Source organism: Bhargavaea beijingensis (genome assembly GCF_900101985.1).
GTDB lineage: Bacteria > Bacillota > Bacilli > Bacillales_A > Planococcaceae > Bhargavaea > Bhargavaea beijingensis.
Genome location: NZ_FNAR01000014.1, coordinates 1 through 14,944, shown reverse-complemented (window position 1 = coordinate 14,944; position 14,944 = coordinate 1). Strand labels below are relative to the sequence as shown.

Here is a 14,944-nt window from a genome sequence, read left to right as displayed (position 1 = left end):
ATAAGACGTGACAAAAACGTGCATCCTCTACTATAATGGGTTCATTATCTGTAAAAGGCATTGGGATGCCGCTACAGTTAATCCAATAAGAGAGGGGATACGGGAATGGGCCTGAATGATCTGGAAAGCCTTCGGGGCAAGGTGGACGAATTAAACCTGGAAATCCTGCGCCTGATCAACGAGCGTGCAGAAGTCGTCCAGGAAATCGGTAAAGTTAAGGAAAAGCAAGGTGTCAACCGTTATGACCCTCTCCGTGAGCGCCATATGTTGAACCTTTTGAAAGACAACAACAACGGTCCTGTGCCGCAGTCGACTGTTGACCATATTTTCAAGGAAATCTTTAAGACCGCATTGGAACTTCAGGAAGACGATCACCGCAAAGCGCTGCTCGTTTCCCGCAAGAAAAAGCAGGAAGACACGATCGTTGAAGTGAATGGGGCGCGCATCGGCAAAGACGTGCCGACCTTCATTTTCGGACCGTGTGCCGTCGAATCTTATGAGCAGGTATCAACCGTAGCGGCTGCACTTGCCGCCAAGGGGCAGAAACTGATCCGAGGCGGTGCTTACAAGCCCCGTACGTCGCCTTACGACTTCCAGGGACTCGGGCTGGAAGGCCTGAAGATGCTGAAGCGTGCTGCTGTTGAAAACGGGCTCGCGGTCGTTTCTGAAATCGTGACTCCGGGTCATCTTGAGGAAGCACTGGATTACGTGGATGTCATCCAGATCGGTGCCCGAAACATGCAGAACTTCGAACTCCTGAAGGCAGCCGGCCAAGTGAACAAACCTGTCTTGCTCAAACGGGGACTCGCCGCAACCATCGATGAATTCATCAATGCGGCAGAGTACATCATTTCCCAGGGCAACGATCAGATCATGCTGTGTGAGCGCGGCATCCGCACCTATGAGAAAGCCACACGCAACACGCTCGATATCTCGGCTGTTCCGATTCTCAAGCAGGAAACGCATCTTCCGGTATTTGTCGACGTAACCCACTCCACTGGCCGGCGCGATTTACTGCTTCCGACGGCCAAGGCTGCAATTGCAGTTGGTGCGGATGGCGTCATGGCAGAAGTTCACCCTGATCCGGCAGTTGCACTATCGGATTCTGCACAGCAGATGAACCTTGCGCAGTTCGATGAATTCTACAGCGAACTTCAAAAATTCATGAAAACCCATGCTATCCTGGCATAAAAGGGAGCCGGAACGAAAAGTTCCGGCTTTTTCGTTTAAGTTAAAGAGAAACTGTCGTAAAATGAAAGAAATAAGATGTGTTTTCATCGGAGGGATCTTTTCATGACAGTGACGATTTATGATGTGGCACGGGAAGCCAATGTTTCAATGGCGACCGTATCCCGGGTAGTTAACGGCAACCCGAATGTAAAGCCGGCCACCCGGAAGCGGGTAAAGGAAGCCATAGAGAAGTTGGGTTACCGCCCGAATGCTGTGGCGAGAGGCCTGGCCAGCAAAAAGACGACCACGGTCGGCGTGATCATCCCGGATATATCGAAAGGATTTTACGCTGAACTCGCCCGCGGGATCAGTGATATCGCCACGATGTATGAATACAATATCATCCTGTCGAACTCCGACGAGAATGAGGACAAAGAAATCCGCCTGATCGAAACGATGCTCGGCAAGCAGGTGGACGGGATTATCCTTATGAGTGATCAGATCTCTCCTGGACTCAGAGAAGAAATCAGCCGGTCTACGGTACCGGTCGTCTTGGCGGGAACCGTTGATGAGAAGGGTGTGATTCCGTCCGTCAATATCAATTACCGATCCGCTGCACGCGAGGCAGTCGGACATCTGCTTGAGAACGGGCATAAGGAAGTGGCGCTCGTCACCGGGCCGCTTGATACGACCATTAACCGTGACCACCTGCTGGAAGGGTACAAGGATGCCCTGCGGGATGCGGGTGTCGGGTATGACCAAGGGCTTGTCTTTGAGGTGGAAGACTCGTATGATGCCGCACTTGAAGCCTGGCATGCGACCGATCGGCGGCCGACTGGGGTATTTGCGGGAAGCGATGAGCTTGCGATCGGGGTCATCCATGGAGTGATGGATGCCGGCCAAAGTGTGCCCGATGATGTGGAAGTGGTGGCTTTCGAGAACACGAAGCTTTCAAGGATGGTTCGTCCGCGGCTCACTTCGGTAGTCTTGCCGCTTTATGACATCGGCGCCGTTTCGATGCGCTTGCTGACGAAGTATATGAACAATGAGGAAGTCGGCGATCCGACCTTTATCCTTCCGCATCGCATGGAAGTGCGGGAATCAGCAAAATTCAATGACTGAACCAAAAGGAGTCGCCGGCATTCCGGCAACTCCTTTTCATTTTTTTTCGCTCCGGATGATATGGAGGGCTTTCCCCATCATCAGCCGGTTTTTCTCTTCGATTTCCGCTTTGCGCGGAATCGGTTTATACAGCGGATCCGGATCATCCCATTCGGGCATCAGCGGTACAGGCGCTTCCGGGCCGTATTGTTCCAGCCACTTTTTCGGGAGCGGGCCCGTCGGAATGTCTGACTCGCTCATGGTGAGCCAGATCAGCGACCAGGCCCTCGGCACGACGCGCCAAATGTCATACCCTCCGCCTCCGACGGCAATCCACCTGCCGTCGCAATACTTGTCCGCAAGTTCCATGGCCACTTTCGGAATTTCCCGGTAGGTTCTCATGGTCGAATGCAGATGGGTGAGCGGATCAAAGTAATGGGCATCCGCACCGTTTTGTGTAAGGATCACGTCGGGTTTGAAAAACTCCGCGATTTCCATCACAGATGTGCGGTATACCTCAAGGAATGAATCATCCTCGGTAAAGGCGTCCACCGGAAAATTAAATGAAGTGCCGTAGCCTTGGCCGCTACCGCGTTCGGTGATCGAGCCGGTGCCGGGGAACAGATAGCGCCCCGTTTCATGGATGGACATGGTGCATACATCCGGGTCATCGTAAAAGCTCCATTGTACGCCGTCTCCATGGTGGGCATCAGTATCGATGTAAAGGACACGTGCTCCGTATTTTTCCTGCATATAGCGGATGGCGACTGAACTGTCATTGTACACACAAAATCCGGATGCTTTGCCGCGGAACCCGTGATGCAGTCCGCCTCCAAGATTCACCGCGCGACAGGCACGTCCTTCCATCACTTCATCCACGGCAGTCAGCGTGCCGCCGACCAGCTGCGCGCTTGCTTCGTGCATATCAGGAAAAATGGGCGTGTCTTCCGTGCCGATTCCGTAATTCTCGGCAACGGCCTGATCGATTTCTCCGCTTCCGGCCTTTTTCACGATTTCGATGTATCGTTCATCGTGAATCAGCGCCAGTTCCTCATCGGTCGCCACCCGCGGTTGGACAATGGCCGAGTCGGGGAGGGCATCAATAGCGCGCAAAAGGTCTGTCGTCAGCACGAGCCGTTTTTGATTGAACGGATGCGTCTCCGAGAATTTATAATCGAGCTGCCCCTCGGAATAGACGAACGCTGCCCGTTTCATTGCTGCATTCCGGGGAGATTCGGCCATAGCACGTCATATCCTTCCTTGCGCAGTTCTTCGATGATTTCGAGCGGATTCATCGTTTTGACCCGGATGACGAGAATTTTGTGATCCAGCCGTTCTTTGTCCGGGTAGACCAGCACGCTCAATACATTCGCGTTGTGGTCGTAGAAAACTTTGGAAACACCGAATAGGACCCCCGCAACATCCGGTACTCGGACTTCAATCTGGGAACCTGGCTTACTGGCACCGGTCAGTTCGATATAGCGGTAAAGAAGATCAGTTTCCGTGATGATGCCGACCACCTTTCCTGCCGTGACGACGGGCAGGCAGCCGATGCCATGTTCATAAAAGATCACGGCCGCTTCTTCGACAAAATCTAGCGGGTGCCCGACCAGCGGATCTTGCGTCATAATTTCCGAAAGCGGGGTGTCATAGACAGACAGATCCTGCTTTCCGATCAGCGATGACGGAATGGCTTCTTTGAGATCGCGGTCCGAGACAATGCCTATGATTTCCCCCTGATCATCCACGATCGGCAGGTGGCGGATCTTTTTGTCTTCCATCCGCTCACGCGCTTCACGTATGGTATGGCCGGGACCTAGCGTCACGACTTCCGTATTCATGATTTCTTCAAGAATCATCCCCGATAACCCCCTTCAATGAGTCAGTACATGAACCGGTTCATGAACCGGAGCTGATCGAATTTCTGGACCGATTCCTGATCCACACGGCCTCCGATCCTGGCCATCAGGCAGTTAGCCGGGTGCGAGCTGATTTCGGGATCATCCGTCGCGTAATAAGTGAGCCCTCCGGCATTCATCATTTTCTCCATCACTTTCCGATACTCCCAAACATTCAGGTTCGTGCCTTTCAGATCCCAGTGCCAGTAGTATTCGGTTGTAATGACGATGTAGTCTTCCATCTGATCATCCATCATGGAAACTTTAAGCAGTTGCTTACCGACTCCACCACCTCTGAAGGCCGGAATCACTTCAATGGCACCGAGTTCAATCAGGTTGTCCATTTTCCCTTCCGACCACCGCTCCAGCGGATCCGGATAAAGGAATGTCACATACCCGACAATCGTGTTTTCATGGCGTGCGATGATAATCCGCCCCTCCGGCAATCGGGAGATGCCCACGATTGCCCTGTGTTGCTGCTCCGGTTGCCGGAACGCAACCAGGTCCTCATGGAATTCAAGCGATTCCAAGGTTTCAGGGGAGACAGGCCCCTCGATGACCAGGTCACCCGATGGATGGGCCAGTTCCTCGGAATAGTAGGTTTTCACATGTTCCAAATTGTCACCGCCTCGTTATAGTGGCTATTCCAGATTATACATGAATGCATGCAGTCAAGGGGAGTGAATCTTCCCATTTTTATGAACGGGAAATGGCGAATCCGAAATTTGTACCGATTCCATTCTGTTTTCCCTGCATGAGGAAAACGGAATCATTGAATTGACGATTAAGATAAGTCGTAATATTCTAAACATACCAACCGGTTAGTATAATGATGGGGAGATGTGTTTTGAATGGAGTTTATATTTTCTGAAAAAGTGAAGGAACTGCAGGCTCAAGTGACCCTTTTTATGAATGAACGGATTTATCCGAGTGAATCTGTTTACCGGGAGCAGTTGTACGCCGGGACGGACAGGTGGTCGGCTGTTCCTCCGATCATCGAAGAACTGAAAAGAGAGGCGAAGGAACAGGGGCTATGGAACCTGTTTTTACCCGATGAACGGTACGGGGCAGGACTAACGAATTTTGAGTATGCACCTCTTTGTGAAATCATGGGCCGGTCTGCGATTGCCCCTGAAGTATTCAACTGCAACGCGCCGGACACCGGAAACATGGAAGTCCTTGCGAAGTATGGGTCGGAGGAACAAAAGCAAAAATGGCTCCTCCCGCTTCTTGAAGGACGGATTCGTTCCGCATTTGCCATGACTGAGCCTGATGTGGCGTCAAGCGATGCGACGAATATCCGGTCCAGCATTCGCCGTGAAGGACATCACTACATACTGAACGGCAGGAAATGGTGGACATCCGGTGCTGGTGATCCGAGATGCAAAGTGTTTATTTTCATGGGGAAAAGCAATCCGGACGGCCCCCGACACGAGCAGCAGTCGATGATTCTCGTTCCGGCAGATGCTGAGGGCATAACCGTCGAGCGGATGCTGCCGGTGTTCGGTTACGATGACGCGCCGCATGGGCACGCGGAAATCACCTTCCGGGATGTCAGGGTTCCAGCGGAAAACATGATCTGGGGAGAGGGCAAAGGGTTTGCTATCGCACAGGGAAGACTCGGTCCCGGAAGAATCCATCATTGCATGCGGCTGATCGGTGCCGCAGAACGCGCGCTTGGGCTGATGTGCCGGAGGGCAGCGGAGAGGGAGACGTTCGGAAGAAAGCTTTCCGACCATGGAGTCGTCCTGCAATGGATTGCAGACTCACGCATAGAGATCGAGCAGGCAAGACTCCTGACACTGAAAGCGGCACATCTGATGGATACGGTCGGAAACAAAGAGGCAAAGGCTGAAATCGCCATGATTAAAGTCGTAGCGCCGAACGTGGCAGCCAAAGTGATTGACCGGGCCATCCAGGCATTCGGCGGAGCAGGAGTAAGTGAAGACGTTCCGCTTGCGGCGATGTATGCGGGTGCGAGAAGCCTGAGGATTGCCGACGGTCCGGATGAAGTCCATTCACAGCAAGTCGGCAGGATGGAAATGAAAAAATATATGGAGAAGGCGGGTTTATCTAAATGAGCGTACTGGATCTTTTCAGACTGGACGGCAAAACAGCAATCGTGACCGGCGGGGGGCGGGGGCTTGGCGCCCAGATAGCGGAGTCATATGCGGAGGCAGGCGCAAATGTAGTCGTGTGCTCGAGGAGCCTGGAGTCCTGTGAGGAAATGAGTACTAAACTAAAGACACTGGGAGTCGAGTCTCTTGCGTATAAGTGCGATGTGACGGACCCGGTGCAGGTCAAAGAAGTTGTGGACGGTACAAGGGAACGTTTCGGACGAATTGATATTCTTGTAAACAACAGCGGAGCAAGCTGGGCAGCACCGGCCGAGGAAATGCCGATCGAAGCTTGGGAAAAAGTGCTCAATGTCAATGTAACCGGCACTTTCCTGATGAGCCGAGAAACAGGAAAAGTGATGATTTCGCAAAAGGGCGGAAAAATCATCAACATTTCCTCAATCGCGGGTTTCGGAGGGACACATCCGTTCATGCAGACAATCGGCTACAATACGAGCAAAGGGGCGGTCATGACATTTACAAAGGATCTGGCTGTTAAATGGGGGCGCCATGGAATCAATGTCAATGCGATCGCACCCGGATTTTTCCCGACCAAGATGTCAAAAGTTCTCATCGAAAGAGGCAAAGATTTCATCATGGAGAGCACCCCTCTCGGAAGGCTCGGGAACAACTCGGACTTGAAAGGGGCGGCCCTGTTTCTTGCCGCTCCGGCATCGGATTATATTACCGGCGATATCCTGACTGTGGACGGCGGGATGCACGCTCTCTGATCCAGCCAACATTTGGCGCCGGATCCGGAAGTCCGGTCTTATAGTGCTGTAAATCCCCGCAAAAGAGAAATGGACGGAGAATGAGAAATGAAAGAAAAAATAACGGAAGCGAGTATTTCCCTTTTTGAACAAAAAGGTTTCAGTACGACTACGATCCAGGACATCGCCGACTCAATCGGCGCGACAAAGGGGACTTTTTATTATTATTTCAAGAGCAAGGAACAGCTCTTGAAGGAAATCCATCTGGAATATATCATAGATCTCCTGAAGCGCCAGGAAGCGATAGTGAATGATAGCACTTCAAACAAAGAGAAACTCCATGCCGTGATTGAAATGCTGATCGGTGACATCAGGAAAAACGGACCGAGAGGCCGAGTCTTTTTTAGGGAGATCCGCCATCTTGCAGAAGAGAATATTCGGATCATCAAAAAGGAGCGGGACCGTTACCGCCTTAATATCGAGTCAATCATCCGGAGCGGAATTGCGGCCGGTGAGTTTAAACCCAATCTGCGTTCGGACATGGTCGCGTTCGCCGTTCTCGGAATGGCGAACTACAGCTATAACTGGTTCCAGCCGGATGGAGAGGTTGAACCTTCTGAATTGGCGGCAATTTACACCAGTCTTGTCCTGGGTGGCATCGTAAAAGAAAATGGAACGCCCGAAAATCATTGATCGCTTTGCTGTCTGCCTATCGGCCGGACAGGATGCAAAGGAGGAACGAAGAATGACGAGTGAGACGATTGCGGTAAGACAGGGAGAAGGACTTGATGTGGACCAGCTGACATCATTTATCCGTGAAAGACTGCCGGAAGCCCCTGAAGGAGAGCCCGATGTCCGCCAATTCAGCGCCGGTCACTCCAATTTGACGTATCTGCTCCGGATTGGCGATTGGGAAGCTGTTCTCAGGCGTCCGCCACTGGGACCGGTCGCGCCCAAAGCTCATGACATGAAAAGAGAATATCAAGTGCTCAAAGCGATCAACACGGTTTTTATCCCTGCCCCAAAACCTTACATTTTCACAGAGAACGAAACGGTCATCGGCAGTCCATTTTTTATCATGGAGCGCAGAAATGGCATTGTGCTGGATACCGATTTTCCGGACGGCATCAACTATACGCCTGGGCTCGGAAAGAAAATCTCACAGCTGATGGTCGATCGGCTTGCAGAGCTTCATCACATCGATTACCGGAAAACTGCGCTTGCCGGTATGGCACAGCCGGACGGCTTTATCAACCGCCAGGTGGAAGGCTGGATCGGTCGATACAATCGGGCAAAGACCGGCGATGTGGCCGGAGTTGGTCTGCTCATCGACTACTTGTCGTCAAACATACCTGAATCCGGCACGCCTGCCGTGATCCACTATGATTATAAGCTGAATAATGCGATGTTCTCAGAGGACTTTTCGGAGATGACCGGCCTGTTTGATTGGGAGATGGCGACTGTCGGCGACCCGCTTGCAGATGTGGCAGCAGCCATGAGTTACTGGATACAAGCGGATGATCCCGAACTTCTGAGGAAAGGTCTCGGAAAGCCTCCGGTCACCGTAATGGAAGGATTTTATACGAGAGAGGAGTTTATCCGGGCCTATGCGGAAAAGAGCGGCAGGGACATCAGCAATATCGATTATTATCTGACATTCGCCTATTTTAAACTCGCGGTCATCTGCCAGCAAATCTACTACCGTTTCAGAAACGGACAGACCAAAGACCCGCGCTTTGCCCATTTCGGAAATTTCGTTGAAAATCTGATCCTCCATGCCTCCAAAGAGATCAGAGCGTAACGGGAAGGTCTGTCGGCGCAAAGAGGCGCCAGGTTTTCTGCACCTCAGATGGAAGAACTAAAGGCTTATTCCGGACTAAAAAGTTAAAATATTGCCACATCATAACCTATTTCGTGTAGAATGATAGTGTAAACGTATTGCGAAAGGGTGATCATATGGCAACGATGGAGAAAAACATCATTCCTGTCAGCGGTGGGGGATTCAATCTGGCGGATTATGAAAAGACCGCCGCAAATTTCAAGTGGGAAGATGCGGAAAAGGAATTCAGCTGGTACCAGACCGGAAAAGTGAATATTGCCTATGAGGCCGTGGATCGCCATGCAGATTCATTCCGGAAAAATAAAGTGGCCCTTTACTATAAAGACCAGAATCGGAAAGAAGCATATACGTATGATCAGATGAAACGTATGACGAATAAAGCCGCGAACGTTCTGAAAATGCATTCAACGCTCGCTAAAGGGGACCGGGTGTTCATCTTCATGCCGCGCTCTCCGGAGCTGTACTTTGCCCTTCTCGGCGGGCTCAAGCTTGGGACAATTGTCGGTCCGCTGTTTGAGGCGTTCATGGAAGGGGCTGTATTTGACCGTCTTGATGATTCGGAGGCAAAGGCGATCATCACGACTCCCGATCTTCTGGGGCGAGTCCCGGTAGACCGGCTTCCAAAACTCGAGAAAGTCTTCCTGGTCGGAGAAAACATCGAAGAAACGGACAAGATTGTGGATTTCAATAAGCAATTGAAGAAAGCATCCGCGCATTTCGAGCCGGTATGGCTCGGCAAGGAAGACGGGACGGTTCTCCATTATACATCCGGATCGACCGGCCGCCCGAAAGGCGTTCTCCATGTTCAGTACGCGATGGTTCAGCAGCTCCAGACCGCCAAATGGGTGCTGGATCTGAAAGAAACGGATGTGTATTGGTGTACAGCCGACCCGGGTTGGGTGACAGGAACTGCATATGGTGTGTTCGGGCCGATGCTAGCCGGTGCGACATCGCTCATCGTCGGAGGCCGGTTCAAGACGGAGGACTGGTATCAGGCGATCGAAGACTATGGTGTCACGGTCTGGTATTCCGCGCCTACCGCATTCCGCATGTTAATGGGTGCCGGAAACGAACTGATCAAGGAATTCGATCTCTCATCCCTCCGCCATGTCCTATCGGTTGGGGAGCCGCTGAACCCTGAAGTCGTGAAATGGGGACTTGAGGTATTCGACAAGCGCATCCACGACACCTGGTGGATGACGGAAACAGGCGCCCAGATGATTGTCAACTTCGGTTCGATGCCGATCAAGCCGGGCTCGATGGGCAAGCCGGTCCCGGGCATTGAAGCGGCTATTGTCGACGACCAGGGCAACGTCCTGCCACCTAACTCGATGGGGAACCTCGCATTGAAAAAAGGATGGCCGGCGATGATGAGGAAAATATGGAACAATCCGGAAAAATATGATTCATACTTCTTGAACGACGAGTGGTATGTATCCGGCGATTCGGCCTATATGGATGAAGACGGCTATTTCTGGTTCCAGGGGCGTGTAGACGATGTCATCATGACATCGGGAGAACGGGTCGGTCCGTTTGAAGTCGAAAGCAAACTGATCGAGCATCCTGCAATTGTGGAAGCCGGTGTTATCGGCAAGCCGGATCCGGTTCGCGGCGAAATCATCAAAGCATTTGTCGCCCTTTATGATGGCTACGAACCGACGGATGAGCTCAAGGAAGACATCCGGCAGTTCGTCAAGAAGGGTCTTGCTGCCCATGCGGCTCCGCGGGAAATCGAATTCAAAGACAAATTGCCGAAGACCCGAAGCGGCAAGATCATGCGCCGGGTCCTGAAAGCTTGGGAACTTGACCTCCCGACAGGCGACCTGTCGACAATGGAAGACTGATGGAACCAATCAGGCAGGCAAGCCTGGTGTTTCAGATTGGGCGTTAACTCGCCCGGATGAAACTCTATGCAAACCTTGATAGATATCATGCGCAGACTGCAGGCAAAGCGAGCGACAGCTCCTTTGTCTGCAGTTTTCGCGTTCAGCCAATTGCGATCAATAAAAAAACGGCATCCATATTTGGATGCCGGGTGAGGGGGGGCGGGAGTCAGGCGCCGTCGCCGCTGTCCTCGCCGTTATCGTTATTTCCATTGCCCTCGCCATTATTTTTGTCATTTCCGTTATTGCCATCATCCTTGCTGTCATCTTTGTTACCGTCCTGATTTTTATCCGTTTTGTCTTTTTCCGGCTTGTTCTCTTCTTTTTTATCAGCAGGTTTCTTATCGTCTCCGGAACCTGAAGGTTTGTTTTCCTGAGGCTTTTTGTCTTTTGGTTCTTCCTTAGGTTCAGGAGCATCGATCTTGATGACATTTGACGGGCCGGACAGTTCTCCGGTGATATCGACGGCACGGACGCTATAGGCGCCCGGAGCGGATGCGCTGACACTGTAGGAGCCGCCGTAAGCCACGGATGCGATTTTGGAGCCGTCCTTATATACATAGTAGCCGACCACATCTGCGGATGGGGAATTGCTCCAGGTGATGTTGTTTCCTGAGTGAGCAGCGCCCGGTGCGACCGGTGCGCCGGCGATCCCGCTGTAGCTTCGGGAAGAAACAATATTGCTTCCGAACCTGGAACCGCTCGGGAAGAGCCCGGCCGGATCGCCGCCGTAAGGGGCGAGCATGCGGTCCACAAAGCTCTTGCTGATGCCTGCAGCGCCGCTACGGACAAATTCCTTAGGCGTTGAAGGCAGTGCCTGATAGCGCGTGCCGCCAGCAACGACGTATGCTCCTCCAGATGTTCCGCCGAAGCTATCGTCCGGTTTGTTCGGAACGAATGTGTGCGCGTTGAACAAATCGGCTCTTACCAGGCCGGCAGCCTGACAGGCCTTTGATGGGGCAAGCCCTGAGATGCCGCAGAACGAGCGGGTGACGACCCCTTCCGGTTGCTGGAACCGTTCTCCGGCCGCCACGATGTCCGGTGACACCTCATTCATTCCGTTCATGAGACGCGCGAACAGCTTGTTTACCCGTGTGCTCGGCTGCAGGTCGCGTGATGTCATTCTGCTGAGGCTATACTTTTGCTGATTGTCATAGCCGAGCCAGACACCGAGTGTGACGTTCGGATTGTAGCCCATCATCCAGACGTCTTTGAAATCGTTGGTCGTACCACTCTTGGCAGCGATATCGGGACGGAAGTTCAGATCTTGCCTCATGACGGTAGCCGTGCCGGATGTGGTGGTATCCCTGAGCATATCTGTCACGATATAAGCGGTCTGCGGACTGAACACCTCGACCGGCTCGGCTTTGTGTTCGTAGACAAGGTTTCCTTCGCTGTCCTCAATCCGCTCAATCATATAAGGCTCTACATACTTACCGCCATTGGCGAGGGTGGAGAACCCGCCTACATTCTGCTGGACAGATGCCGAGTAAACTCCCAGTGCGGCGGAAGGGACGTTCCGCTGGAAATCTTGGATGCGATCGTAACCCATCTTGTCGAGAAACTGTGTCGGGTCTTTGTCTGCAATCTTGCCGAGCGTCCGGACGGCAGCCAGGTTATACGACTTGGCCAGCGCTTCGCGTGCAGGGACAATCCCGTACTGGCGGGAAGCGACAAAGTTTTTCGGTTTCCAGCCGCCGATATTGGCCCAGACATCCACGACCGGGCTGCCGGCCCCGATAAATCCGAATTCAATCGCGGGACCGTACACGAGAAGCGGCTTGACGGATGATCCGACCTGCCGGAAAGCATTGGTGGCGTGGTTGGTCTGTTCAATCTGATGGTCACGTCCGCCAACGAAAGCAAGGATGCGGCCGGATCCGTTTTCCACCGCCACGGAGCCGACTTCGACAGGATTCAACTTCTCGACCGGTTCGCCCGTCTCGCTGTCGACCTCTGTCTCGGTCAGTGTCGGCCCGTAATACTCGAAATTGTTTTTTATTTCCTGGAAGCGGTCATACAGATCTTTTTGGATTGTCGAGTGGATCCGGTATCCGCCTGTTTCCAAGTCCCGGCTGGCCAGTTGCTTATACTTGGAAAGAAGCTCGGATTCTTCGTCAAGCCTTGCCGGGTCGATTCCGTCTTTTTCCGCGAGGATTCTTGCAAGAATCTCCACGGCATTTAGCTGGATTTCAGGCGTCAGGAACGGATATCGTTCCGTCGCGCGCTTCTCAGGCTTTTTAAAGTCTTTTGTGATGTTGTAGACAACAGCCTGCTCATACTCATCCTTTGAGATATAGCCGGTTTCCTTCATCCGATATAAAACGGTTTTCATCCGCTCGATGCCCGGTTCCAGTTCTTCCGGCGTCTTCATTCCCCGCTGTCCCGAATAAAACGGGGTGTATAGGAACGGTGCCTGAGGAAGTCCCGCGATATAAGCCGCCTGCGGGAGGTTGAGTTCCTTTGGGGTGACACCGAACAATCCCTCCGCTGCGGTTGCGACACCGGCGATGTTCTGGCCGGATGCATTCCGTCCGTACGGAATGATGTTCAGGTATGCTTCCAGGATCTCTTCCTTTTTCATGAACTTTTCAAGACGCATCGCCAGCAGGATCTCCTTGGCTTTCCGTTCGTAGGAAACCTCATTCGTGAGAATCTGGTTTTTGATCAGCTGCTGTGTCAGTGTCGAGCCCCCGGTCTGGGAGTCGGCGTTTGTCACGTCCTGGAACAGTCCCCGGAGAATCGCTTTCGGGACAATTCCGCCATGTTCATCAAAGTACTCGTCCTCTGTCGCGAGCACCGCATTGATGAGATGAGGGGAGACGTCATCAAGCTTGGTCTCTCTGCGCTCGATGTCGGCATTGACTTTGCCGAGGTAAACCCCGTCGGCAAAATACAGTTCGGACGTCTCCTCATAGGTCAGGACGGTCTGCCTCATTTCTTCCTTTGTGCGAAGCGGTTCTTTATTCACGAGTGAGGCGAAATAACCCGCCCCTGCCGAACCGGCGAAAATCCCGAGCAGGACGCCCGTGACTGCGAAGAGGAGGAGAAGGTTCCAGGCGACGCCTGATCCGATCCTGAGCCGTCTGCCCCATTGAGATTTCTGGAACTCCGCTACTTTCTCTTCTATATAGTTAAATGGATTTTTTCTCTCCACAGGATCCCCCCTTAAAATCTCGTCATATTATACCATATTGCGGAGGGGTCCCGGGAACCTATTGGTAGAAGGGGTTTGGCGAACATTTGAGGAAAGGACTCCCCCAAAACCTCCCCAAATTTATAGATTTAGGGCGTTTGCGGACTGTTCCATCAAGTCAACAATGGCATGTCCATCAATCGAAGCAACAGACTTAGCACACTACTATGGGCGCCGTCACAAGACCTTGCTCCGTTCTAACGAGCTAATAACGCGTCGGGAAGAGATCGTTATAGAAGGATATGGTGATTGTGGTAAAAATATAGAATGTTAAAGGTTTGTGATATAGTAGAAATATAGAGGCGGATGAGTGTTTTTAACCTACTTGGTCAGCAAGAATAATCTAGTTGAGCGAGAAATTGCTCTAGCATTCTAGGAGTTTCTAATCTATATAGTAGATAAAATTACTTTCAAAGAGGGGGGATTATATTGTATCGAGCTTTTAATTTTGGGCTTTCTTTAACTATAGCTGGATTCGTTATGATATTTTTGGCTAATATCGTCTCGGATGCGTATCTATTTGGAGTAGAAAGTGATATTAACGGCTTTTTAGGGATCTTCGATCTGAGTTCATACCTTATACCTTTTACTTTTATAGGTATTGGTTTACCTTTTGTGGTTATTATTCCCCTTGTTTGGCTTTCTAAGTGGAGTCGTAAATAAAGGAAAGAGACGATGCTAATCACATCGTCTCAGACTGTAGACAAAGTGAGTATATTACTCCTTTGTCTGCAGTTTTTTTCTTTTCCATAAAATCCTCCGGATTTCCGATGCGGGCCCTTGTTGGCCAACGCTGTCGCTTTTGGCCACAGACGCCGTTCTTCGTGACGGCGTCCGCTAGTCCGCGGGCGTTGCCTTAGCCGGCGCCAGTACGTAGACTGGCGTCTGTGCGCATCGCAAAGCGTTGCGCAACATCTGCGGGGTCTTCGGCTAACGCTTTTCCCGCAGGTGTCTCGGGCCCTCCGCTTCAATCCGCCATATGGCTTATTGAGGCAAACCGTACCTGTTTATATAATCGAATGAACAGAC

At 51.9% G+C, this 14,944-nt stretch carries 12 protein-coding genes; 8 read left to right on the top strand and 4 right to left on the bottom strand.

Features of this window, described 5'->3' with window-relative positions:
- Window positions 1–105: 105 nt before the first annotated feature.
- Both BLT01_RS10635 and ccpA read left to right on the top strand, forming a co-directional pair.
- Complete coding sequence (locus tag BLT01_RS10635; protein WP_092097670.1) at window positions 106–1,191, top strand: bifunctional 3-deoxy-7-phosphoheptulonate synthase/chorismate mutase; 1,086 nt, start codon at window positions 106–108, stop codon at window positions 1,189–1,191.
- A 102-nt stretch (window positions 1,192–1,293) separates the two neighbouring features.
- Window positions 1,294–2,292: a catabolite control protein A gene (gene ccpA / locus BLT01_RS10630; protein WP_092097669.1), complete on the top strand. Its 999-nt coding sequence runs from the start codon at window positions 1,294–1,296 to the stop codon at window positions 2,290–2,292.
- A 36-nt stretch (window positions 2,293–2,328) separates the two neighbouring features.
- Here ccpA and BLT01_RS10625 read toward each other — a convergent pair whose 3' ends face one another.
- The 3 genes from BLT01_RS10625 to BLT01_RS10615 are packed head-to-tail and all read right to left on the bottom strand — an operon-like array spanning window position 2,329 to window position 4,786.
- A complete protein-coding gene (locus BLT01_RS10625) occupies window positions 2,329–3,486 on the bottom strand; it encodes an acetoin utilization protein AcuC (protein ID WP_092097714.1) in 1,158 nt (385 codons plus the stop codon).
- Entirely contained in the window at window positions 3,483–4,130 is a 648-nt protein-coding gene (locus BLT01_RS10620; protein WP_092097668.1) for an acetoin utilization AcuB family protein, read from the bottom strand. The genes BLT01_RS10625 and BLT01_RS10620 overlap by 4 nt, the downstream gene beginning before the upstream one ends.
- Before the next feature lie 23 nt (window positions 4,131–4,153).
- Window positions 4,154–4,786 (bottom strand): GNAT family N-acetyltransferase, encoded by a 633-nt coding sequence (locus BLT01_RS10615; protein WP_092097667.1) that lies wholly within the window; start codon window positions 4,784–4,786, stop codon window positions 4,154–4,156.
- Between the two features lie 234 nt (window positions 4,787–5,020).
- Here BLT01_RS10615 and BLT01_RS10610 point away from each other — a divergent pair, with 234 nt between their 5' ends.
- The 5 genes from BLT01_RS10610 (at window position 5,021) to acsA (ending at window position 10,680) form a co-directional block, all read left to right on the top strand.
- Window positions 5,021–6,250, top strand: a complete 1,230-nt coding sequence (locus BLT01_RS10610) for an acyl-CoA dehydrogenase family protein (RefSeq protein WP_092097666.1) — start codon at window positions 5,021–5,023, stop codon at window positions 6,248–6,250.
- Complete coding sequence (locus tag BLT01_RS10605) at window positions 6,247–7,017, top strand: SDR family oxidoreductase (RefSeq protein WP_092097665.1); 771 nt, start codon at window positions 6,247–6,249, stop codon at window positions 7,015–7,017. Before BLT01_RS10610 ends, BLT01_RS10605 begins: the two co-directional genes overlap by 4 nt.
- Window positions 7,018–7,104: 87 nt before the next feature.
- Window positions 7,105–7,689: a TetR/AcrR family transcriptional regulator gene (locus BLT01_RS10600; RefSeq protein WP_092097664.1), complete on the top strand. Its 585-nt coding sequence runs from the start codon at window positions 7,105–7,107 to the stop codon at window positions 7,687–7,689.
- 52 nt (window positions 7,690–7,741) lie between these two features.
- The gene (locus BLT01_RS10595) at window positions 7,742–8,797 is read left to right on the top strand and encodes a phosphotransferase family protein (protein ID WP_092097663.1); all 1,056 of its coding nucleotides are present in this window, start codon (window positions 7,742–7,744) and stop codon (window positions 8,795–8,797) included.
- 164 nt (window positions 8,798–8,961) lie between these two features.
- Complete coding sequence (gene acsA / locus BLT01_RS10590; RefSeq protein WP_092097713.1) at window positions 8,962–10,680, top strand: acetate--CoA ligase; 1,719 nt, start codon at window positions 8,962–8,964, stop codon at window positions 10,678–10,680.
- Between the two features lie 208 nt (window positions 10,681–10,888).
- On the opposite strand, the gene BLT01_RS10585 is transcribed toward acsA, so the two are convergent.
- Entirely contained in the window at window positions 10,889–13,876 is a 2,988-nt protein-coding gene (locus tag BLT01_RS10585) for a transglycosylase domain-containing protein (protein WP_092097662.1), read from the bottom strand.
- A 468-nt stretch (window positions 13,877–14,344) separates the two neighbouring features.
- Here BLT01_RS10585 and BLT01_RS10580 point away from each other — a divergent pair, with 468 nt between their 5' ends.
- Window positions 14,345–14,578 carry a hypothetical protein gene (locus BLT01_RS10580; protein WP_092097661.1) on the top strand — a complete coding sequence of 78 codons (234 nt, stop codon included), beginning with the start codon at window positions 14,345–14,347 and terminating at the stop codon, window positions 14,576–14,578.
- Window positions 14,579–14,944 lie beyond the last annotated feature (366 nt).